Genomic DNA, 21,598 nt, shown 5'->3' with positions numbered 1-21,598 from the left:
CCTTTGCCAGACATAGGTTTCGTTGCGAGACTACGGTGAGGAGGACTCATCATCATGTCGCAAAACCCGCTTTCCGCATCGCCGTCGCTACAGGGCCGCGTCGTCCTGATCATTCTCGCCGGCGCCCTGGTGCTCAGCGCCGCGATGGGCACCCGTCAGACGTTCGGGCTGTTCATCAATCCGTTCTCATACGATCGTGGCGTGCCCGTCACGCTCGTCGCCTTCGCGATCGCGCTGCATAACCTCGTGTGGGGGTTCGCGCAGCCGTTCGCCGGCGCGATGGCCGACCGTTACGGCCCCGCGCCCGTCGTCGCATTCGGTGCGCTCGCCTTTGCCGCCGGGCTGGGCATGGCCGCCCTCGCACCGTCGGGCGTCTGGCTCGTCATCGGCCTGGGTGTGCTCGTGGGCCTCGGTATCAGTTGCACGACCTTCGGTGTCGTCCTGCCTGCCGTGAGCCGTGCTGTTACGGCGGACAAACGCACGATGGCAATGGGGCTCGTGAGCGCAGGCGGCTCACTCGGACAGGTCGCGCTGGTGCCCGTCGCTCAAGGACTGCGTCAGACGTATGGCGTGTCCACGTCGCTCTTCGTGCTGGCTCTGGTGTTGTGCTGCGCCGCACCGCTTGGCCTGTTCATGACGATGCATCGCCGCAGCAAGGCGGCGAACGCGGCAACCGGCCCAATGCCGATCACGCCGTCCACGCCGGCCACGCCTGCAACACCCGACGACGGCGAACACGTCCGTCTTCGCGACGTACTCCGTCAGGCGCGCGCCCATCGCGGCTATCGACTGCTGACGCTGGGCTTCTTCACCTGCGGCTTTCAGCTCGCCTTCATTGCGACTCACCTGCCCGGCTACCTGCTGATGTGCCACATGCCTGTCGGGCTGGGCGCCACTGCACTCGCGCTGATCGGACTGTTCAACATGGTCGGCAGTTGGGCGTGCGGCTGGCTCGGCGGACGTTATCGCCAGCACCATGTGCTCGGCTGGCTATATCTGATTCGCGGTGCGGCCATCGCGCTTTTCTTCGTGCTACCGAAGTCCGATACGAGCGTTGTCGTTTTCGCTGCGGTGATGGGCCTGACCTGGCTCGGGACGGTGCCGCTCACCAGCGGTCTGGTCGCGAAAGTCTTCGGCACGCGGCATCTGGGCACGCTGTTCGGCGTGTGCTTCATGAGCCATCAGGTCGGCTCGTTCCTCGGCGCGTGGCTCGGCGGGTTCGTGCTCGATGTCACCGGCTCCTACAACCTGATCTGGGCAGCGACCGCAATCCTCGGGGCAGTGGCGGCAGCCCTTCACTTCCCCATCGACGACGAGAGCGTCGTGCCGCCGATACGTCGCCCCATCCCGGCGAACGCGTAATCGTCGAGATGCACGACGTCACGAGCAACGTCACGGACGACGCCACATTCGACCACACCGGGTAGGTCTCCCTCCCCTCCCTCCCCCGACACCCGCCAACGAAAAAAGCGCCGCCGGTCGAGACGACCAGCGGCGCTTCATGTCATCGCAAGCGCGCAGGATGCATGGGGCGCAAGGCGCGCGCCTGCGAGCGCTCACCGCATATCGCGGACGCCTGTGTCGAAACGACCGTCGTCCGCCACGCGATTACCGTTGCAGCTGCGGTGCAGCGCCAACGTCCTTACGAACCTTGGCGACTTGCGACGCCGTCACGGCGGGCGCTTTGTTACCCCAGCTCGACCGCACGAACGTCAGCACATCGGCCACATCCTGATCGGTCAGGCGGTCGTCGAAGCCCGGCATCGCGTAATGCGTCGGCGCCGACTTCGTCCACGGCATTTCCGCGCCGCGCAGCACGATATGGATGAGCGAGGTCGGATCGGCCGAGTTCACCGTCGAACTGAGCGCCAGCGTCGGGAAGGTCTGCGTGTACCCCTTGCCGGTGCTGCGGTGACACGCCGCACAGTTGTCGAGGAACGTGAGCGCCCCGTTGCTCTTGTCGGAACCCGCGCGCAAGGCCTTGGCGACGGTGTCGTCGTAGGCGAGCGCCTTCGCGTTCGGATCGACCGCCTTCAGCGTCTTCAGGTACTTCGCAATCGCCGTCAGATCGTCGTCGCTCATGTACTGGGTGCTGTGCTGCACCACGTCCGACATGCCGCCGAACGCCGCGGAGTGGTCGTTGCGCCCGCCTTTGAGGAACGCCGTGATATCGCCTTCGCTCCAGTTGCCCAGGCCGTCGGTAACGTCGCCACGCAGGTTCTTCGCGAGGAAGTTGTCGACCACGCCGCCCGACAGGAACGCCGTGCTGTCGTCCGTCAACGCCTTCTCCTGCAACGCGACGCCGCGCGGCGTGTGGCATGCGCTGCAATGACCGAGCCCTTCGACGAGATAACGGCCACGCGAGATCGGATCGTTATCGGTCGATGCCGTGTCAGCGACCACCGCCGGCGCGAACATCTTGCGCCAGATCGATAACGGCCAGCGCATCGACATCGGCCACGGAATGTCCGTCGCCTTGTTGGCCTGGGCCACCGGTTGCACGCCGTTCATGAAGTAGGCGTAAAGCGCCTTCACATCGGCCGGACGCACCTTGGCGTACGAGGTATAAGGCATGGCCGGATACAACGTCGAGCCATTCTTCGCGATACCGTGCCGCACCGCGCGGTCGAAGTCTTCGAGGCTGTAGCTGCCGATACCGGTGTCCTTGTCCGGCGTGATGTTCGTCGAGTAGATCGTGCCGATGGGCGACGCGATCGGCAGGCCGCCCGCGAAGGGCTTGCCCTTCGGCGCCGTATGACACGCCGCGCAATCGGCGGCGCGCGCCAGATACTCGCCCTGACGCACGAGTTGCGCCTGCGGATCGTTGGCGGCGGGCGTCTGAGGCGGCGCACCGGCGTCCATCGTAACGGCAGGCACGCTGGGCGTGGGCACCGGCGAGACGGTCGCCCCCGAAGGCGCTGTTGCGTTCTGAGCCCATACTGCGGCCGCCGCGAGCGCGAAAGCACCCACGGCGAGCATGCCGGCGGAGCGCGTCATCATCGTTTTGCGGATCATGGTTGCGCTCCTCAGGCTTGCACCAGCGGGCCGGCGTGCTTGAGGTACTGCTCGCGAATCGCCTTCGCGGACCAATACGCCAGCGCCGCCACCACGCCCGTGGGGTTGTAACCCATGTTCTGCGGAAACGCCGAAGCGCCCATCACGAACACGTTCGACACGTCCCAGCTTTGCAGATACTTGTTGACCACGCTGTTCGACGGATTCGTGCCCATGATGGCGCCGCCCGTCGTGTGCGTGCTCTGATAGATCCGCGTGTCGTAATGCGTGCCTTTCTTGCGAATGGCACGGAACACTTTTTCCGGATTCATCGCCCGGCCGACCTCTTCCATCCGGTCGCCCATATAGCCGAGCATGTTGTACTCGTTGTCGTGCCAGTCGAACGTCATGCGCAGCAGCGGCACGCCGTAAGCGTCCTTATAGGTCGGGTCGAGATCCAGATAGGCGTCGCGATACGACATGACGGAGCCGGAAATGCCGATGGTCATGTAACGCTGATACGCGTCTGCGATCCCGGCCTTCCACTTGCTGCCCCAGGCCGGCGTGCCCGGCACGGTCGGTGTCATTTTGATCGGACGGCCGCCGTAGCGGATGTGCCGGATGCTCGCCCCGCCAACGAAGCCCAGCGGGCCGTGGTCGAACTGGTCGCCGTTCAGGTCGTCCATCGAGACGCCGCCCGCGCCCGTGCCGACGAACGGGTTGAGTTGCGTGCCCTTGGGCAGCAACACGTTCACGGCGCCGTTCATCTGATACGCGTAGTTCTTGCCGACGACGCCCTCGCCCGTCTTCGGATCGTACGGCTTGCCGATCCCGGAGAGCAGCAGCAGACGCACGTTGTGCATCTGGTACGCGGCCATGATGACGAGATCGGCGGGTTGTTCGACCTCGCGGCCTTGTGCGTCGATGTACGTCACACCGGTCGCCTTTTTGCCGTCACTGTCGAGATTGACCTTGACGACGTACGAATGCGTGCGCAATTCGAAATTCGGCTTCTTGAGCAACACCGGCAAAATGGTGGTCTGCGGCGATGCCTTCGAATACATGTAGCAACCGTAGTTTTCACAGAAGCCGCAGAAATTGCACGGCCCGAGGCGCACGCCGTACGGATTGGTGTAAGGCTGTGACGTATTCGCCGCCGGCGCGGGATACGGGTTGAAGCCGACCTCGCGGGCGGCCTTCTCGAAGAGTTGCGCGCCATAGGTGTTTTGCAGCGGCGGCGTCGGAAACTCGCTGGAGCGCGCGCCTTCACGCGGGTTGCCGCCCGGCACGATCTTGCCGTTCAGATTGCCGGCTTTGCCCGACGTGCCAAAGACCTTCTCCGCGAAGTCGAAGTGCGGCTCCAGTTCTTCGTAGCTCACGCCGAAGTCCTGAATCGTCATGCCTTCGGGAATGAATTTCTTGCCGTAGCGTTCTTCGTAATGACTGCGCAGCTTGAGCTCTTCGGGCAGGATCCGGTAGTGCATGCCGTTCCAGTGAAACCCGGCGCCGCCCACACCGTTACCCAGCAGGAATGAGCCATTCTGGCGATAGGGCACCGCGAGATCGTCCGGCGTGTGACGAATCGTGACAGTCTCGCGCGCCAGTTCCTGGAAGAGTTTGCCGCGCACCGAGTATTCGAGTTCGTCGATGACTTTGGGGTACTGCGCATCGGTTGGCGTGTCGCGCATCGCGCCACGTTCGAGCGCTACCACGTTCAGGCCTGCGTCCGTGAGTTCCTGACCGAGAATGGCCCCGGTCCAGCCGAAGCCCACGATGACGGCATCGACCTTGTCTTTTTTGATTGCCATGAATTAGCCCCGCTTTCCCGAGATCGACACGGGCCCGTACGGATACTTGACGTTGGGCTGGTCGGCCCAGTCCATGAAGTCGGCACGCGCGCCGGGGAAGCCGACGAGTTTCCAGCCGACCATGTCCTTGTTGCCGCCGTGGATCGGATCCGAGAGGAAACCTTCCTTGGTATTGGCGAGCAGATAGGAGAAAAAGGTGCGCGCAGGCACGCTGTCGAACTCGATCTTCGCGTGTTCGAGATCGCCGAGCACAGCTTCCTGCGTGGCGTGGTCGAGATCGGCGAACACCTTGTCGTAGCGCTTCTTGCAGTAGGCGTCGCAAGCCGCAATGCCGTGACGATAGATGTCGCGCGGCACAAGACTCAGTTGGTAGCCCATCTCGGGCGGCTGGTCGGGGTGAAACGGCCCCTGCATGTACCAGAGCTTGCCGTGACCGAACGGCGTTTCCATCTGACGATCGATGAACTGAGGCACATCGGCTTGTAGTGCGCCGGGACCGAGGTCGTCGGCGGGAATCAGTCGGTCGACGGCAGCGTTCACGAAACGCCATTCGTCGGCCGTGAAGTATTTGGGCTCGTAGGATTTGCCCGCGGCGGCAGCGGGCGCAGCGGATTCGCTGCTGCAAGCGGACTGCGTAAGCGTCGCACCGGTGGCGAGCGTGGTGGCAGGCACGATCGCCAGCACCTGACGCAAAAAGCGCCGGCGCGGTTCCTTGTCCTGTGACATGGAGTTCTCCGTTTTGTGGGGGACGAATCACGCATGACAGTCAAGCGGTGGCTCGCCATGCGTGAAGAAAACCTGACAGGCTATTCACCTCGCGTAGCGCAATTAACGACGCGGCCATTCTACTGACAAGTTCCCTACATAGCAAAGAAAGAGTCTGTTGCGTTAAACACGCAACTTATTGATTGAAAAGGCTTGCAGATAATTAAAATATTTACTATTACGCGTGCGCGAAAGGTTTTGCCCAACAAAATACGCGGCGTCGTGAGCGGGCGGCGAGACCACTCGAAATCCGCGGAATGCGCGCCGTGACGCACCATGAAAAAAGGCCGCCACGAGATCGAGGCGGCCTGTGTCGGCGGGCCGGGCGTCCGACGATCCGCACGGGTCCGACGCAGAGGACAACTTACGTTTCGTCAGGTGGCGGCGTCAGCGGCAGCGGTGGCGGCGTGTCCGAAGGCGGCGCCACGGGGCGATACGTCTTGGGTCTGGCCCCCGTTCGCAGCGCCATCGCATCGGGCGACTCTGGCGCTTCGGACGATTCGGACTATTCGGACGCACCTGCCGGCAGCAGCACCGCCTGACCGGGCGCGGATGACGTCGATGCCCGGCGCAGCGACGCCATCTGCTCGCGTTGCTCGGCGAACGAGGGCCGTTCGAGAATCGTGCTCAGACGTCCGCTCCTGCCGGGATGCGACCCGAGGAACGCTTCGATGAACTGCTGGCGGCGCGCCGCTTGCACGCTTTGCCCGCTTTGCCCGACCTGCCCGACCTGCCCGACCTGCCCGACCTGCCGCGCTCGCGCGGCCGACGACGTGGCCGGGACCACCGCCGGTGCCGCAGCCCCGTGGGGGTCGACCTGCTTCGGCAGCGTCTGCGTCGGCACCGCATCGGTCATGTCCTCCTCGGATACGCTCGAAGCGCCAGTCATGCGGGGCGCATTGTCGGTCTCCTCGAAACGACTATCGTCGTGCACTGCGGGGGACGGCGCGGGCAACACCCCCAACATACGGCCGCCATTGGTCTCTCTGAGATCGTTTTGCAACCCGCGAGCGACGTGCTTCCAGTTGTCGATTTCCAGCGCCCGCATGCCCAGCCAGGACGACGTACGCTCGGGCGATACGGTCTTCGCGCTGTGCAACACTGTCGAATACTCGTACAGACCGAAGCCCCGCTCCCGGATATCGGACAACGTTACCGGCCTGCCTGCGGGATAGCCGAGCAGTAACGCCAGACGCGCGGCGTCGTTGCGCGCACGGATATGGTTTTTCTGAAAACGGGATTTCGACGTTGCCGGCTTGAGGATCACTTTATCGCCCCGCACCTTCAGCCGCAGGGGTATGTCGGCGCCACCGTTGGACATTTCGCGATGGGCTTCGCGAGCCATGTCGTTGAGCGCGATCAGCAGATTGCGCTCGACTCGGAGTTTGTTGAACGTTCGTTCGTGCTGCGTCGTCGTGAGCACGAGCATGGTGTCGCGCATCTTCTTGATCTCGCGCAGGCTGTGGTGCGCCATCGCCCTCGCCTCCCCCTTGGGCACGCGCCCGACGATCGTCCCCATACGATCGATCTCCTCGTTCACGTGCGCGATCTCGACGAGTTGATCGACGACCGGCACCGGATCGAATTGACGGATGAACGGCAGCGGTGTCGGCGGAACACCGTAACGCGCCTGGCGCATGGCTTCGGTACGCCGGTCTTCGAACAGGACGTCGCGCTCGATACCCTGCTGAAACAAGGTATGCCAGCGCTCGAGACGCTCGCCCACGGGCTGGGGGACCAGTGGCCGCCCCATCAGATCGTCGGCCATCAGTCGCTCGGCATCGCGGCACGCCTGCCAGCGTGCGAACGACAGGCCGTCGCAATCCTGCATCGTACGTCGGCGCTCCGGATACGATTGCCACGGCTTGCCGGACACCCCGGCGACCTTCGCGGGCACGGCACCGAGTCTCGCGAAGTCGGACCCGAAGCTCGGATCGCATTCGCCAGACAGCCGTTGGCCGCTGATGAGGACAGGCGCCGAAGACGCGCCCGATATTCCTCCGAATTGTGTTCCCATCATTCATCTCCTGTGAACAAGGCCGGATGACCTTCGGGCACGGAGACTAGTCAGGATCGGGGCAAGCGGATTTCGATTGTGGGGGATGGCTTCGTTTTGTGGCACCGACTCAGGTGACTCATCTACGCGAGCGACGGCGCGCCTCGGCGCGGCACATCGTGCGCGAGCGGAAACATCAGAAACATCAGAAACGCGCGAGCAACTGACCGAGCAAGGCGGCGCCCTCTTTTCCCTTGGCGGAGTCGGCCCACAGACGATCGATCATGGCGCGATACATGCCCACGCCGTCGGGCGACGTGGTGATCGTCGCGATACCGGTGCGCAGGTTCGGCAACTCACCCAGACGGAACGGCGAGACGGCCACGTACGCTTCACCTTGCGCCTCGAGAATCTGAAACGTCTCGTTGGGCATGTTGTCGCTGACGATGCCGATCTGCACACCGGTCGTGTCGGCTTCGAGAAATTCGACGATGCGCGCCACTTCGCGACGTGCGGCCATCTTCCGTTCGAGCTGCACCCCCGGGGGCAGGCCCAACCGTCCGACCAATCCGTGATGCAGGAATTGCTCGATCTGGCGCAGTCCGATCAGACTCGTGACCGCCAGACGATGACGCGAGAAACTCGACTTGCGCTCCTGCAAGATGCCCAGCACGCGATTGATCGTGTTTTCCCAATGCCGGTCGGCGAGCGTTGGCGGAATGCTCTCCGCGAGCATATGACGCAGCCACCCGTCGTAATCGTCGGACGTGAGCAGAAACGAGATCGGGTCGAAATGCGCCACGATGCGCTCCGAACGACTCTCCAACTGGCGCATGCGCTCGAAGTAGCTCACTGCCGAATCGTGATATTCGACTTCCACGCCGAGCAGGTTGGCCAGCGACACGCCCAGCAGCGCCGCGAGTCGCTCCAGCGTATCGATCTTGACGATCTCGCCGCGCTCGAGCTTGTAAATCGCCGCACGCGAGATATCGAGCTGCTCGGCAACATCCTCACTGCGTAACTCCGCTGCCAGACGATAGGCGCGCAGGCGCTCGCCAATGGCTCGGAAATTGAAGCGCGCGCCTCGCGGCGCCCGGGATGTCGTTGCAACTCGAGTCAAATCGCCCCCTGTCGAATACCTCGTGGATACCGCATCCGTGCGCATCCGTGCACATCCGTGCCCATCGGTGCGCGATGCCGGCGATGGTCGCCAGGCGTCGTCAGTCGTCACAGATCGTCCCGGATGGCCGTGGACGGCATCGGGCACTAGATTGCGGTGCCGGGATTATACCGGTCACCCGCCCTGCCCGAGCGGCAACGCGTGGCACGTCGGTACCGATACCTCGCCGTGCCACGCACGCCACACTTCCATGAGCGGAATATTTTTCCGATTGTCTAATTTTTTAGATATCCGCACGATGCCAGACACGGAACCCCGCCTCGTGAGACAGCCGCGACTCGCACGCGGCCTCGCGCTCCGGTGAGGGATGCCCCGACGTGTCAGAGGTCATAGTCTGCGCGCCGTCCAGAAATTTATACGAACAAAGAGGGAATGATGAAAACCTGGCACAAGGTGGCTGGCGCCGCCGCATTGGGCGCGGTCGCACTCGCGGGCACCGCACATGCGCAATCGAGCGTGAGCTTCTACGGTTTGGCAGACGCCTACGTCGGCTCGGTGAAGGCGCCCGGGGGCCATGCCGCTGCCGTGCAGCAAGGCGGCGGTATGACGACCTCGTACTGGGGCATGGCGGGCACGGAAGACCTCGGCGGCGGCAACAGCGCGCTGTTCGTGCTGGAGAGCTACTTCCAGCCGAACAACGGCACGTACGGCCGTTTCTCGGGCGACAGCTTCTTCTCGCGCAACGCCTACGTGGGGCTGTCCAACACCACGCTGGGGACCTTACGCCTGGGCCGGATCACTACGCCGATGTACCTCGCGACGATCCAGTTCAATCCGTTCAACAACTCGTACACGTTCTCGCCGATGGTCTTCCACACCTACAAGGGGCTGGGGACGCAAGGCGTGGTGGGCGATTCGGCTTGGAACAACGCGGTGGCGTACACCACGCCGAGCTACGCCGGTCTCACCGGTACGCTGCTCTACGCCACGGGCAACAGCGCGTCGGATCACAGCGCCAAGAAGTGGGCGGCTGCATTGACATACGCCAACGGTCCCTTCGCAGCGGCCCTCAACTATCAATACGTGAACTTCAGCGCCACCCCCGGCGACTTCGGCGCGCAACTGCCGGGCGTGACCGGTCTGACGAACCAGAACACGGTGCAACTCGGCCTCTCGTACGATTTGTCCGTCGTGAAGCTCTTCGCGCAGTACATGCTCGTCGCCAGCCAGGCGGTCAGCGGTAACTTCCATGCGAACACGGGGCAACTCGGCGCATCGGTGCCGGTCGGTCCGGGCAACGTGCTCGCCTCGGTCGCCTACACCGGCGCGAACGGATCGGGCGACAACCAGCGTCGCACCACATGGGCGCTCGGTTACGACTACCTGCTGTCCAAGCGCACGGACGTCTACGTCGCTTACAAATACGACCATATGAGCGATATGTCGACGGGACAGACCTACGGCGCCGGTTTGCGCGTGCGCTTCTGACACCGCGCATCGCCACGCGCACGGCGGGCAGACGTCGCCCGCCGGTGTCTTGCGCCGCCATCGCCTCCCCCGACGGCCCGCGCGATTTCTGCGGTTTTGCACGGCCCTCGCAGCCCGCCACATCAGGGTTAGCCCGGAATATTTTCACCTTGCCCGTTTTTTGGGTTCAGTTAGTCTAAATATTTAGACAGATGGAGCACACGATGGATCTGCAACTTGCATGCGCCTGGTTACAGCGCGACACCGTCGGTCTGTCCGACATCGAGGATTTCGCCGCGCGCTGTCTGCATGCGTCGCGCACCGCCACGCGCGAATCCGCCGCCTTGCTGCTGCTCGCTCAGGCAGCGCAGACATTAGCAGAGCGACAGTCCGGCATTGCCATCAGCGGCGACACGTTTCACGCCTTCCTCGCACGCACCAAAACGTACGCGCGCATGCTACGCGAGGCGGCTGCCGAATCGGACGCCAGTTTCCTCGCCACGCTCAACCATGTCGCCGCGCAGTCGACGACCGAGGTCGACGCGTAACGCCACGCATTTTTTTCTTTCGATTGTCTAAAAATATAGACAACTGATATCGACAATTTAACGATTGCCGATGCGCGAGGCATCGCGCGGGCAAGCGTCTCCCACGGGAACCGATCATGGAAGCTAACCTGAACACGTCGAGTGCGCACCACGCGGGCGCCTCGTCCAAAGGAGGTGACGACACCGTCACCCCGTACGCGTGGAAGGCGCTCGCAGGCTCCGCCATCGGCTATGCGATGGACGGCTTCGATCTCCTGATTCTCGGCTTCATGCTGCCGGCGATCACGATCGGCCTGCACCTCACGGCGGGGCAAGCCGGCGCACTGGTGACGTGGACGCTGATCGGTGCGGTGGCCGGCGGCGTTCTGTTCGGTGCACTATCGGACCGCTACGGCCGCGTGCGCATGCTGACGTGGACGATTTTGCTGTTTGCAGTCTTCACGGGCCTGTGCGCGCTGGCGCAGGGTTTCTGGGATTTGCTGGTCTATCGCACGATCGCCGGCGTCGGCCTGGGGGGCGAATTCGGTATCGGCATGGCGCTCGCGGCAGAAGCCTGGCCGGCATCGAAGCGGGCACGCGTATCGTCCTACGTCGCGCTCGGCTGGCAGACGGGCGTCCTCGCCGCCGCACTGCTCACGCCCCTGCTGCTCATGTACATCGGCTGGCGCGGCATGTTCGTCGTGGGCGTGCTGCCGGCGCTCGTCGCATGGGTGCTGCGCAACAAGCTGCACGAACCGGAAGTGTTCGTGCGGCGCACGGACACGACGCCGCAACCCGTCAGCGCCAACGCGTTCCGTCTGCTGGTGAAGGACGCCCGCACCACACGGGTGAGTCTGGGCATCGTCATCCTGTGTTCGGTACAGAACTTCGGCTACTACGGCATCATGATCTGGCTGCCGACGTTCCTGTCGCAGAAGCTCGGCTTCTCGCTGACGAAGTCCGGGCTTTGGACCGCCGCCACGGTGATCGGCATGATGTTCGGTGTCTGGGCCTTCGGCCAACTGGCCGACCGCATCGGCCGTCGTCCCACGTTCCTGCTGTATCAGGCGGGCGCGGTCGTCATGGTGATCCTGTACTCGCAACTGACCGACCCGACCGTGATGCTGTTCGCGGGCGCGTTCATGGGAATGTTCGTGAACGGCATGGTCGGCGGGTACGGCACGCTCATGTCGGAGGCTTATCCCACGGCGGCGCGCGCGACTGCACAGAACGTGCTGTGGAACATCGGACGCGCCATCGGCGGGCTCGGCCCGCTCGTCGTCGGCGCACTCGCCACGCGCTACTCGTTCCAGATCGCCATTGCGCTGCTCGCCGGCCTCTACGTGCTCGACATGATCGCCACGCGCTTCCTGATTCCCGAGCTCAAGGGCGCGGAACTCGAATAACACCGCCGGCATTGCCCGCCCCCCCACTATTCGGAGACGCCATGTCTGTCGTTTCTCTGACGTTCCCCAACGTCCCTCGTGCGGTCGCACCAGCGCCGCCGCCCCCAGGCCATGCACGCGATACGCATCGCACCGCCGACGCGACGTGCGGCGCGGCGACCCCACCGAGCGTCGCCACGCATCGCTGCCGTGTGCTCCGTCGTCACGCCGTGAACGCACGGTATCGTTATCTGCGTCTGCAAGCCGACGCGAACATCGCACGGACAACGCACCCCGGGCAGTTCTATCAATTGAAGTGCCCGGTCACGGACAGTGAAACGCCGTTCCTGCTGCGTCCGATGAGCGTCTACGGCGTGGGTCCCGAGCCGGACACCATCGAGTTTCTCTACAACGTGACGGGCGTCGGCACTCGTGCGCTAGCCACGCTCGCCGAAGGGGCGACGCTCGATATCGTCGGCCCGCTGGGCAATACGTTCACGTTCAACACCGACTGGAAGCGTGTGATGTTCGTCGCGCGCGGCGTTGGACTCGCGACGATGGCGCCGCTGGTGCAACGCGCCGCCGCCGCCGGGTTGCAGTTGACGGTGGTGATGTCGGCGCGCAGCGAGGTCGATCTGATGCGCGACGCGTTCCTGCGCTCCCCCGAGGCGCGCGCGCAGGCCGATGTGCATTGCGTGTTCGACAGCGACGGCTCGTCGGCCGTCGAGCGACTGGCGCCGCGCGTGCGCGCCCTGCTCGACGCCAAACCGCACGACGCCGTCTACACCTGCGGCTCGCATCGTCTGCTGATGTTGCTCCAGCGCGTGGTCGACGCGTATCCGCACATGAGCGCCGAAGTCGCGATGGAGCAACGCATGGCATGCGGCATGGGCGTGTGCTTATCGTGCGTGCGTCTGTTCGATTGCGACGGCGACAAGCAATTCCTGCGCGTGTGCCGTGAAGGCCCCGTGTTCCCGATTCGTGAGGTCGTCGGCGAGGTGGACTTTGGCTGATCTTTCCGTTCGCATCGGTTCGCTCACGCTGCGCAACCCCGTGATGCCCGCATCGGGCTGCTTCGCTGTCGAGTACGCCGAAGCGCTCGACCTGAACCGGCTCGGCGCGCTCGTCATCAAGAGCGTTTCCCCCAATTCGCGGGCCGGCAATCCAACGCCGCGCGTGGCCGAGACCGCCAGCGGCATGCTCAACTCCATCGGCATTCCGAGCAAAGGACTCGACGCCTATCGCCGCGACGTGTTGCCCGCATACACGCGCTTCGACACCCCAGTCGTCGTATCCGTCTCGGCCGATACGGCGGAGTCTTTCGGCGAAGCCTGCGAGATGCTCTCGCTGCCGGAAGTCGCCGCCATCGAAGCGAACATCTCGTGCCCGAATCTGGAGGCGGACGGCATGGCCTTCGCTATGCAGGCCGAGAGCACATACAAGGCCGTGAGCGCGATCCGGCGTCGCACGTCGCATCCGCTGTGGGTGAAGCTCACGCCCAACGCCGGGCAGATCGCGCTGATCGCGCGGGCTGCGGAAGACGCCGGGGCCGACGCCATCGTCATGGGCAACACCGTACTCGGCATGGCCATCGACGTGCGTACGCGCAAGCCGAAACTCGGCAATGTAATGGGCGGCCTGTCCGGACCGGCGATCAAACCGCTGGCGGTACGACTCGTGCATCAGTGCCACCGCGCAGTGCGCATTCCGATCATTGGCTGCGGCGGCATCGAGACGGCGGACGACGCCATCGAATTCATGCTCGCAGGCGCCGCCGCCGTGCAGATCGGCACGGCATCGTTCCGCGATCCGGCCGTGATGGGGCATATCGTCGACGGCCTCGCGGCGTATTGCGACACCTACGGGGTGGCGACGCTCTCGTCGCTCACCGGCGGCGTTGCACTCGACCCGCAGCTGACCGACCGCTGGCTGCGCTTCGCGCAACAGTCCGGCTGAACCCCTGAACCACTGATCCCCTGAGCCCCGGAGACACTGAGCCGCCGCACCGTTGCAACGCTACCTCGTGACGCCGGTCACCCGAACGTCACGGCCATGCGGGCCATGCATTACCCGCCCCCTAGCACGGCATCACGCGAAAAGAAGCACTCTCATGGAACTGAACACGCTGGCCGCGCTGGCCGAGCAACTCTTCACCGACCTGCGTCGCCTGGGCGACGACGGCGTGGGTATCACCCGCGACAGCTACGGCGACGGCGAGAACGCCGCAGCGTCGTACCTCACGGAATGGGCAGGGCAGCAGGGCCTCGTCGTGACCCGCGACGGGGCCGCCAACCTCGTCTTCACCCTCCCGGAAGATACCCGCGACGCCCCGGCGACATGGATCGGCTCGCATCTCGATTCCGTCCCGCAGGGCGGCAACTACGACGGCCTCGCCGGCATCGTCGCCGGCCTGCTATGCCTTGTGGAACAGCGCCGCAGCGGGCAGCGCACGGCCACGCCGGTACGCGTGCTCGCGCTGCGCGGCGAGGAAAGCGCGTGGTTCGGTCGGGCGTACATGGGATCGAGCGCGCTGTTCGGCAAGCTCACGCCCGCCGATCTGGCCATGCCCCATCGCTCGCACGGTCGCTCGCTGGGCGAGTGCATGGCGCAGGCCGGGGCCGACATCGAGGCGATCCGGGCGGGCGAAACGCTTTTCGATGCGAGCCTCGCCAAGGCATGGCTGGAGCTTCACATCGAGCAGGGGCCGGTAATGATCGCGCGCAAGATGCCGGTGGCGATCGTGCCCGGCATTCGTGGCAACGTGCGTCACAACCGTGTGTCATGCGTGGGCGAAGCCGGACACTCGGGCGCGGTGCCGCGCTGGCTGCGTCACGACGCCATGTTCGCAGTGGCCGATCTCATCACGCGGCTCGACGAGCACTGGCGAGCGCTGCTGGAGCGCGGCATCGACATGGTCGTGACAACTGGTATCGTCGGCACCGATCCCGCCGAGCATGCCATCTCGCGCATTCCAGGCAAGGTCGATTTCAGTCTGGAAGTACGCAGCCAGAGTCCCGATACGCTCGACGTCTTCTATGCGTTGATGCGCACCGAATGTCGCGCCATCGAGCGCGATCGCGGCGTGACGTTCGTCTTCGACCGGCGGCTGTCGTCTGCCCCGGCGATCATGGACAAGCATGTGTCGTCCCTGCTCGAGGACGCTTGCCGCACGTTCGATCTGCCGCACGAGCGTGTGCCGAGCGGCGCGGGGCACGACGCCGCGATCTTCGCCAACGCCGGGATTCCGAGCGCAATGGTGTTCGTGCGAAACGCCAACGGCTCGCACAACCCCGCAGAAAGCATGGAACTGGAGGACTTCATGCACGGCCTGCAGGTCATGCATGCCGCAACGCACCGGCTGTGATCGTCGCGCCGGTGCGTCGCGCCATCCCCTTGCAAAAACGCACAAGGGGCCGCTTCGATGCGGCCCCTTTCATGATGTGGCGATGTCGCGATGGAATCGCGATGAGACGCCCGCCCTGAACCTGGGGCGCGGGGAGCGCGCGATTTACGGCGCCAGTGCGATGACTTCCGCCACCGCTGCGGTGAGCTTCTTCGCGTAAGGCACGTGCAGGAATTCGTTCGGCCCGTGGGCGTTCGACTTCGGACCGAGCACGCCGCACACCATGAATTGCGCCGTCGGGAAACCGGCTTGCAGGGTGTTCATCAGCGGAATCGTGCCGCCCTGCCCGATATAGGCCACATCCGCCCCGTAGTGACGCTGCGACGCCGTGTTCAGTGCCGACGTGAGCCACGGTGCGACATCCGGCGCGTTCCAGCCCGAGGCCGCGCCGGCGTCCGACTTGAACGTCACTTTCGCGTTGTAAGGCGGATCGACTTCGAGCAGTGCCTTGAGCGCTTGCACGGCCTGCGCGGCGTCGACGAGCGGCGGCAGACGCAGCGAGAGCTTGAACGCCGTTCGCGGACGCAGTACGTTGCCCGCGTCGGCCAGCGCCGGCAACCCGGCCGCCCCCGTCACCGACAGCGACGGACGCCACGTCGAATTGAGCAGCGCTTCCTTGGGATCGGTCGTCGTCGGCAAGACCGACAGCCCGTCCTGACCACAGGCCCACGGCATCTTCTTCCAGACATCGTCGCCCAGAATTTTCGCGGTGGCCTCGGCCTCCTTGAGACGTTGCAACGGAATCGGGCTATGGAAGCCCTTGGGCAACACGGTGCCGCTGCCCGCATCTTCCAGACGCTCGAACAACTGGCGCATGATCCGGAAACTCGACGGCGCAATGCCGCCGTAGCCGCCCGAGTGAATGCCTTCGTCGAGCACTTGCACTTCGAGACTGCCCGAGATGAGGCCGCGCAGCGAAGTCGTCAGCCACAACTGGTCGTAATTGCCCGCCCCCGAATCGAGGCAGACGACGAGGCTGACGCGGCCGAGCCGGTCACGCAGGGCGTCGACATAAGGCAGCAGATCGTAGCTGCCCGACTCTTCGCAGGTCTCGATGAGCCCCACACAGCGCGGACGCTCCACGCCATGCGCGTCGAGGGCGGCCAGCGCCGTCACGCTCGAATAGATGGCGTACCCGTCGTCGGCGCCACCGCGACCGTAGAGCTTGCCGTCTTCGAATTTGGGCGTCCACGGGCCGAGGTCCTTGCGCCAACCGTCGAACTCGGGCTGCTTGTCCAGATGGCCGTAAAGCACGATCGTCTCGGTACTGCCCGAGCGCGTGGCCAGCGCTTCGAAGAAGATCACCGGCGTGCGTCCTTCCAGGCGAATCACTTCGAGCGTCAGCCCTTTGACCGGCTGACGCTCGGCCCACTGCGCGGCGTCGCGCACCACGCGATCGATGTAACCGTTACGTGCCCAGTCGGCGTCGAAGCCCGGACTTTTCGCGGGCACCGCAATGTAGTCGGTCAGTGCATGCAGGATTTCGTCGTTCCATTTGCGCTCGACGAATTCACGCAATGCCACCGTGTCGAGCGACGGCTGAGTCGGGGTGACGATATCGTTCATGGAGTTGTCCTGGGGGGAATGTCCTTGGGGATGTCTGAATGGCTGCGCCTGGCGGCGCGCCGATATGGCGCCATGATAGCCATTCCGGCAGGGCGTGGCGACCGGCCGGCCCAGCGGCCGGCCTGCGCGAACGCGAACGCCCCCGTGCCGGCGCACAGCGCTCGGCAGGGATCGGCATCGATCGGCAGAAAGCCTCGTCGGTCAGTTACCGGTGCCCGGCGGCCCGAAGCGGAACACGATTTCGCCGGCAGCCCCGGTCGCCTTGACGCACGTTGCGGCCTGCGTGCCTTTGCCGGGCACTTCCATCGAGTGCTCGGTGTCCGCAGCGTTACACCGCCAGAAGAACGTCACTGGCCGCTCGCAGCGGTTCGACACTTCGTATCGGTAGTCCGTGACATTGGCGGGCAAGGCACGCAGCGCGCCGCACGGCTGCGCCCCGTTATCGAGCGGCTCCGTCGGCATCGACGGCGTCTGAGCATGCAGCACCCCGCTCGCCGCAAGGGCGAAGAGCATGAGCAGGCCGGCAATCCCCGAGTGGCGCTTCGCGTTCGCGCGCATCAAATCCAGCGCCATGCGATGGCGATGGCCCCGATGGCGACGCCAATCGAGATGACCACGCCAAACCATGCCAACTGTGCACGCCGCGCCCGGCGGCGGCTGGATTCCGAAGTGTCGTAAAAACGACCCAATCCGCCCGAGTACAGCTTTTCCCAGCGAATTTCCATGGCGCACCTCACAAATCAATCAAACCGGCCCGCACTGCTTGTTATTTTCTTCTTTATCGAAAGTTTTGAGACGCAAGACAATTCGGATAAATCCGGGCAACTTCCGTGGCATTAAATACCCGAAAAATTCCTGAAATTCCGACATCGCGCCGTCGCTTCAAGATCGCACTATTCTTCTGGAATTGCAATAGCGTGAACTCGCAGAATGCGACGCCAAAACCACGAGAGACCACGTTATCGACGATGGTTATCCACGCGTGAAGCGCGCTTTATCGTAAAGCGTCCTGAATTTTTAACGGGGGATTGCGCGCAATTAGGGGAATTGTGCCCGAACCCTATTCAGGCCGGCCGATTGCATCTGTAACAAAACGTTTCAAATGCGATTCAGACAGCCGTTCGAAGCGTGTGATTGAAAGGGTAAGTCGAAGCATGCCGTGTCGGGCCTCGGAACAGACGCTACCGGGGTAACGGCTTGGAGACGAATCATTGGATTCGCAAGACGCAACGTAGCGCGGCCATCCGCCGGAGGCGGCGCCGCGCACGAAAAGGAAGAGGTGTGACTTTAGCGTCCCAGGAAGGCCGCACCGACTGACAACAGCACGAAGCCGCCGACGCTACAGGCGATCGCGATTGTCAACAGGCGTTGAAAGAGTTGCTCGCGCTCGCTGGCGCTGCGATGGGAACGGGGTGCATCGTGATGAATCGTTCCCCAACCACTCGAATACACTTTTTTCCAACGGATGTGCATAAGTTACCTCGCGTTGTTTAGTGTTCGTAGCCTTGCCGGTCATCGATTCCTATGATCGGAATCGACGAGACGCAGGGCTAGTATGCGCTTTGTCTGCGAACGGTAAACCCCCTATCCGTGCTGCGTCGCCATAAGCAAAACGCTTGATTCGTATGGTTTTCGAGACGTGAAAGCGCGGCGAGGAAAACCGTCACCATGTCGCGATTCGGAATTTTTGTCCGAGCATGTCAATGCGACAGAATGTCGCAGGTGCGACAAGTTGTCGCGCAACCCGCATGAATTGTGGAACGCACGACATTTCAGGGGGCGGCGCGCAGGGCCGTGTCGCAGGGAACGCCTGTGCGGTGCGCAGGGAGGCGAGAGGAAAAATGCCGACGTGCGCACGACACCGGAAGGGTTTCGTGCAGCGCAACATCGATTTTTCAAATAAGCGACAAATCTGGGGTAAATCCGGGGGCACGGCGTACCCTGCCCCCGCAACGCTCAGGACTCGAACGGATTTTTGACCGATTTCGCCGTCGTTCCGGCTGACGCGCCAGCCGGTGCCTCACCGTGCTCGGGCAGATCGGCCTGGACCAGCGATGCCACGATGGTGTCGAGTACCGCCTTGAGCGCCTGCGCCTGACATAGCCCGTCGGCATCGCGACGCAGTTCGAGGTTGCCGAAGATAGCAACGTGATCGGTATGGTTCTCGACGTTCAGTTCGCCGAGCGTGAGGGCGTCGGCATCATTGGCGAACGGTGCGAATCCGGTATGCGAAGAAGCAGAAGACGAGGTCGACATCGAAGGCTCCTGAGTCGGGGGAAATCAGTCGAAAGGTAGGATCGGGGGCCGGTTGCAGGCAACGTCTGCGGGAGCGGTCCCGGACGATGCCGTCAGGCTCATCGAATGATCGTACGCAAGATGTCGAGCACCGTCTGCACCTCGCGATACGTCGGCACCTCCTGCTCGCGCTTGCGTTTGCCGCCACCGCCTGCGGCTTTCGGCGCCGGCAGCGACATCGCCGTTTGTTTGACGCTCGCCGGCATGCCGGGAAAGAAATCGATGCCGGCCAATTTTTCGAGTTCGGCCACGCTCACGACCGAACAGTCGCCCGTGGCTTCGTTCGCGACAAGATACGCGCCCGCCTGCTTTCGCTTCGGATCGTAGACCACCTTGAACAGTTGCGTGGGCACCATCACCCGATCGCCGACCTGCGTGATCGTCTTGCCTTTGAAGAGTGGTCCGGTGATGACGAACAACTCGCCGCGATCCTGAGCGAGCTTGCGTACGCTCGATTCGATGCCGGCCCAGAGGTAGCGATTGTTCTCGCTGTTCTGCGGCACCATGTTCGACAGCGAAAAACTTTCGGATTGCGCTTGCGCATCCGGCATGTCCGCCGACGGTGCCATATGCCCCCGGTCATAGCCCGAGCGCACGTAATCCCGCAACTCGGCGCGCTCGCCCGGCGGCAACTGCGACTCGGCGTGGAAACTATTGACGCGCGAGATTTGACGGGCATCGCTTAAATTAGCGCGCGTGAGGTGCTCGGCGGACCAGAGCGGCGTACGCGTCACTCCCGAATGCATGACGCCGAACGCGCTGAAGCATACCTCGCGCGCAGCGCGCGTCATGGTGCTATTGGTGACGTCCGGCGCAGTGCCCGACCAGTAGTGGTTGCCGCATGCCGAGGCGGCGGCCCCGGCGTCGAGCGGCCATGCCACCACGGCGGCAACGGCGACCACGGCCGGAACGGAAGCGGAAAGAGAAAGAGAGGCGCAAAGGGAGGTTGCCAACTGCCCGGCCATCGCGCGCAAGCGGCTTGCGCGCACTGCGGTGACCGTCCATCGAGACTGCTTCATCGCACTGCTTAGGGGAAGACGTAAGGGGGTGCGATTGTAGCGGATGAACGGCTATTCGGGGACCACGTGACTTGCTCCGTACGCCGCGCATTGCAGCGTCTGGGCAGGGCCGAGGTTGTCGCACTCGTCCGCCTGCGCGCTCGGCAACCATGCCTGCTCGAGAAAGAGCAGACAGAGCATCAGCGCGAGCATGAGCAGCAGCGTTTTCATTGCGGCATCCGAGTTGGGTTGCCGCATTGTATGCGCGGACCATGGTGCGAAACCGGTCCCCGTCACACGGAATTGTTTCGTTTCGTTACCGGATGGAAGGGAAGGAAGGGGAGGAGGGGAAATTGACCGCCGGTTTGGCATCGGAGCGAAACCGGGCGCCGCGAACGGCAGGACACGGCGACGCGACCGCGCCCCGCCCCCCTCACGCCCTCACACCCTCACACGCCGGGCACGTCGCCGCGTTGCGCAACGACGGCCGCCAACGCTTCGCTTGCCGCGCCTTCGGCGCGCAAACCGTTCACCACCCCCACCCGGTCGGGCATCGGCCGGTTCTGCGACATCTTGAACTTGCCTTCGATGCGTCGAATCGGAATCTCCACACCGACGATAGCGCGCAACATGCTGTTGACGTAGTCTTCCGGCGCGTCCTCCACCGCCCAAGGGGCCTGACGCCCCTGCTCCTGCGATTGTGTGAGATCGCCAACGAGGCGTCGCAGCCAGGCGGCATCGTCGATCACGCGCGGCTTGCCCCAGGCGTGCACGGCGGCGTAGTTCCAGGTCGGCACGACCTTGCCGTGCTCGGCCTTGGCCGCATACCACGACGGCGTGATGTAACCCTGCGCACCAGTGAATGCAATCAGGCAGTCGTCGGCGTCGCGCAACGCCGCTCCGTGCGGGTTCGCGCGCGCCAGATGACCGCGCAGCGTACCGAACTCCCCTTCGTCCGCATACATCAGGAACGGGATCGAATCCGCGATCAGCCCCTGCGAGCCGGCGCTCACGAGCAACCCGAGCGGATGCGTACGAATGAGATCGTGCAGGACTTCGGGACGATCTTCGGTAAAGGCGGCGGGCTGGTACATCGATGACTCCGGACAAAGGCGGCAGGTGAGAAATGCCGCGTAGCGTACGCCCGCGCGTGGCTCCGGGAAAAGACCCAAAGTGCGTTATTTTTTTGATGCCACGAGCGCAACGCACGCCGCCGGACGACCCGAGCGGCGGACCGCACTCACGGCCCGCTCCCTCGGCATCAAGGGATGGGG

General features: G+C 64.0%; 19 protein-coding genes. 7 read left to right on the top strand and 12 right to left on the bottom strand.

Going from position 1 to position 21,598, the window contains the following annotated elements; all coding sequences use genetic code 11:
- Positions 1–54: 54 nt before the first annotated feature.
- The gene (locus PAN31108_RS18435; RefSeq protein WP_150670264.1) at positions 55–1,362 is read left to right on the top strand and encodes an MFS transporter; all 1,308 of its coding nucleotides are present in this window, start codon (positions 55–57) and stop codon (positions 1,360–1,362) included.
- A 246-nt stretch (positions 1,363–1,608) separates the two neighbouring features.
- On the opposite strand, the gene PAN31108_RS18430 is transcribed toward PAN31108_RS18435, so the two are convergent.
- The 5 genes from PAN31108_RS18430 to PAN31108_RS18410 form a co-directional block, all read right to left on the bottom strand.
- The gene (locus PAN31108_RS18430; RefSeq protein ID WP_370819687.1) at positions 1,609–3,015 is read right to left on the bottom strand and encodes a cytochrome c; all 1,407 of its coding nucleotides are present in this window, start codon (positions 3,013–3,015) and stop codon (positions 1,609–1,611) included.
- An 11-nt stretch (positions 3,016–3,026) separates the two neighbouring features.
- Positions 3,027–4,802, bottom strand: coding sequence for a GMC family oxidoreductase (locus PAN31108_RS18425; RefSeq protein WP_150670263.1), 1,776 nt, complete (start codon positions 4,800–4,802; stop codon positions 3,027–3,029).
- A 3-nt stretch (positions 4,803–4,805) separates the two neighbouring features.
- Entirely contained in the window at positions 4,806–5,528 is a 723-nt protein-coding gene (locus PAN31108_RS18420) for a gluconate 2-dehydrogenase subunit 3 family protein (protein WP_150670262.1), read from the bottom strand.
- A gap of 544 nt (positions 5,529–6,072) precedes the next feature.
- Positions 6,073–7,587 carry a hypothetical protein gene (locus PAN31108_RS18415; protein ID WP_150670261.1) on the bottom strand — a complete coding sequence of 505 codons (1,515 nt, stop codon included), beginning with the start codon at positions 7,585–7,587 and terminating at the stop codon, positions 6,073–6,075.
- Positions 7,588–7,768: 181 nt separating this feature from the next.
- Complete coding sequence (locus PAN31108_RS18410; RefSeq protein WP_150670260.1) at positions 7,769–8,683, bottom strand: helix-turn-helix domain-containing protein; 915 nt, start codon at positions 8,681–8,683, stop codon at positions 7,769–7,771.
- Positions 8,684–9,115: 432 nt separating this feature from the next.
- Between PAN31108_RS18410 and PAN31108_RS18405 the strand changes: the two genes are divergently transcribed.
- The 6 genes from PAN31108_RS18405 to PAN31108_RS18380 all read left to right on the top strand — a co-directional run bounded on the left by PAN31108_RS18405 (position 9,116) and on the right by PAN31108_RS18380 (position 15,426).
- Positions 9,116–10,171: a porin gene (locus tag PAN31108_RS18405; protein ID WP_150670259.1), complete on the top strand. Its 1,056-nt coding sequence runs from the start codon at positions 9,116–9,118 to the stop codon at positions 10,169–10,171.
- 203 nt (positions 10,172–10,374) lie between these two features.
- On the top strand, positions 10,375–10,698 hold the full coding sequence (locus tag PAN31108_RS18400) for a hypothetical protein (RefSeq protein ID WP_150670258.1): 324 nt from the start codon (positions 10,375–10,377) through the stop codon (positions 10,696–10,698).
- Between the two features lie 116 nt (positions 10,699–10,814).
- Positions 10,815–12,083 carry an MFS transporter gene (locus PAN31108_RS18395; RefSeq protein ID WP_150670257.1) on the top strand — a complete coding sequence of 423 codons (1,269 nt, stop codon included), beginning with the start codon at positions 10,815–10,817 and terminating at the stop codon, positions 12,081–12,083.
- A gap of 41 nt (positions 12,084–12,124) precedes the next feature.
- Positions 12,125–13,075 carry a dihydroorotate dehydrogenase electron transfer subunit gene (locus PAN31108_RS18390; RefSeq protein ID WP_150670256.1) on the top strand — a complete coding sequence of 317 codons (951 nt, stop codon included), beginning with the start codon at positions 12,125–12,127 and terminating at the stop codon, positions 13,073–13,075.
- On the top strand, positions 13,068–14,018 hold the full coding sequence (locus PAN31108_RS18385) for a dihydroorotate dehydrogenase (RefSeq protein ID WP_150670255.1): 951 nt from the start codon (positions 13,068–13,070) through the stop codon (positions 14,016–14,018). The genes PAN31108_RS18390 and PAN31108_RS18385 overlap by 8 nt, the downstream gene beginning before the upstream one ends.
- Positions 14,019–14,172: 154 nt before the next feature.
- Complete coding sequence (locus tag PAN31108_RS18380; protein ID WP_150670254.1) at positions 14,173–15,426, top strand: hydantoinase/carbamoylase family amidase; 1,254 nt, start codon at positions 14,173–14,175, stop codon at positions 15,424–15,426.
- Between the two features lie 144 nt (positions 15,427–15,570).
- On the opposite strand, the gene PAN31108_RS18375 is transcribed toward PAN31108_RS18380, so the two are convergent.
- The 7 genes from PAN31108_RS18375 to PAN31108_RS18355 all read right to left on the bottom strand — a co-directional run bounded on the left by PAN31108_RS18375 (position 15,571) and on the right by PAN31108_RS18355 (position 21,418).
- The gene (locus tag PAN31108_RS18375; RefSeq protein ID WP_150670253.1) at positions 15,571–17,031 is read right to left on the bottom strand and encodes a M20 family metallopeptidase; all 1,461 of its coding nucleotides are present in this window, start codon (positions 17,029–17,031) and stop codon (positions 15,571–15,573) included.
- A 201-nt stretch (positions 17,032–17,232) separates the two neighbouring features.
- Complete coding sequence (locus PAN31108_RS18370; RefSeq protein WP_150670252.1) at positions 17,233–17,604, bottom strand: hypothetical protein; 372 nt, start codon at positions 17,602–17,604, stop codon at positions 17,233–17,235.
- Positions 17,589–17,756, bottom strand: coding sequence for a hypothetical protein (locus PAN31108_RS26440; RefSeq protein ID WP_157112269.1), 168 nt, complete (start codon positions 17,754–17,756; stop codon positions 17,589–17,591). The genes PAN31108_RS18370 and PAN31108_RS26440 overlap by 16 nt, the downstream gene beginning before the upstream one ends.
- Positions 17,757–18,987: 1,231 nt before the next feature.
- A complete protein-coding gene (locus PAN31108_RS18365; protein WP_174995044.1) occupies positions 18,988–19,287 on the bottom strand; it encodes a hypothetical protein in 300 nt (99 codons plus the stop codon).
- 98 nt (positions 19,288–19,385) lie between these two features.
- Positions 19,386–20,345, bottom strand: a complete 960-nt coding sequence (locus PAN31108_RS18360) for a DNA/RNA non-specific endonuclease (protein WP_246184034.1) — start codon at positions 20,343–20,345, stop codon at positions 19,386–19,388.
- Between the two features lie 51 nt (positions 20,346–20,396).
- A complete protein-coding gene (locus tag PAN31108_RS26435; RefSeq protein WP_174995043.1) occupies positions 20,397–20,555 on the bottom strand; it encodes a hypothetical protein in 159 nt (52 codons plus the stop codon).
- A 218-nt stretch (positions 20,556–20,773) separates the two neighbouring features.
- Complete coding sequence (locus tag PAN31108_RS18355) at positions 20,774–21,418, bottom strand: FMN-binding negative transcriptional regulator (RefSeq protein WP_150670251.1); 645 nt, start codon at positions 21,416–21,418, stop codon at positions 20,774–20,776.
- Positions 21,419–21,598 lie beyond the last annotated feature (180 nt).

Origin of the sequence: Pandoraea anhela (assembly GCF_902459655.1) — a bacterium.
GTDB classification, from domain to species: domain Bacteria; phylum Pseudomonadota; class Gammaproteobacteria; order Burkholderiales; family Burkholderiaceae; genus Pandoraea; species Pandoraea anhela.
This window is presented reverse-complemented; position numbering and strand designations above follow the sequence as displayed.

Coding starts and splice junctions, on each gene's coding strand:
- PAN31108_RS18405 (WP_150670259.1), top strand. CDS start 9,116: ATGATGAAAACCTGGCACAAGGTGGCTGGCGCCGCCGCATTGGGCGCG.
- PAN31108_RS18430 (WP_370819687.1), bottom strand. CDS start 3,015: ATGATCCGCAAAACGATGATGACGCGCTCCGCCGGCATGCTCGCCGTG.
- PAN31108_RS18435 (WP_150670264.1), top strand. CDS start 55: ATGTCGCAAAACCCGCTTTCCGCATCGCCGTCGCTACAGGGCCGCGTC.
- PAN31108_RS18355 (WP_150670251.1), bottom strand. CDS start 21,418: ATGTACCAGCCCGCCGCCTTTACCGAAGATCGTCCCGAAGTCCTGCAC.
- PAN31108_RS18420 (WP_150670262.1), bottom strand. CDS start 5,528: ATGTCACAGGACAAGGAACCGCGCCGGCGCTTTTTGCGTCAGGTGCTG.
- PAN31108_RS26440 (WP_157112269.1), bottom strand. CDS start 17,756: ATGGAAATTCGCTGGGAAAAGCTGTACTCGGGCGGATTGGGTCGTTTT.
- PAN31108_RS18375 (WP_150670253.1), bottom strand. CDS start 17,031: ATGAACGATATCGTCACCCCGACTCAGCCGTCGCTCGACACGGTGGCA.
- PAN31108_RS18360 (WP_246184034.1), bottom strand. CDS start 20,345: ATGAAGCAGTCTCGATGGACGGTCACCGCAGTGCGCGCAAGCCGCTTG.
- PAN31108_RS18370 (WP_150670252.1), bottom strand. CDS start 17,604: ATGGCGCTGGATTTGATGCGCGCGAACGCGAAGCGCCACTCGGGGATT.
- PAN31108_RS18400 (WP_150670258.1), top strand. CDS start 10,375: ATGGATCTGCAACTTGCATGCGCCTGGTTACAGCGCGACACCGTCGGT.
- PAN31108_RS18365 (WP_174995044.1), bottom strand. CDS start 19,287: ATGTCGACCTCGTCTTCTGCTTCTTCGCATACCGGATTCGCACCGTTC.
- PAN31108_RS26435 (WP_174995043.1), bottom strand. CDS start 20,555: ATGAAAACGCTGCTGCTCATGCTCGCGCTGATGCTCTGTCTGCTCTTT.
- PAN31108_RS18380 (WP_150670254.1), top strand. CDS start 14,173: ATGGAACTGAACACGCTGGCCGCGCTGGCCGAGCAACTCTTCACCGAC.
- PAN31108_RS18425 (WP_150670263.1), bottom strand. CDS start 4,802: ATGGCAATCAAAAAAGACAAGGTCGATGCCGTCATCGTGGGCTTCGGC.
- PAN31108_RS18415 (WP_150670261.1), bottom strand. CDS start 7,587: ATGATGGGAACACAATTCGGAGGAATATCGGGCGCGTCTTCGGCGCCT.
- PAN31108_RS18395 (WP_150670257.1), top strand. CDS start 10,815: ATGGAAGCTAACCTGAACACGTCGAGTGCGCACCACGCGGGCGCCTCG.
- PAN31108_RS18390 (WP_150670256.1), top strand. CDS start 12,125: ATGTCTGTCGTTTCTCTGACGTTCCCCAACGTCCCTCGTGCGGTCGCA.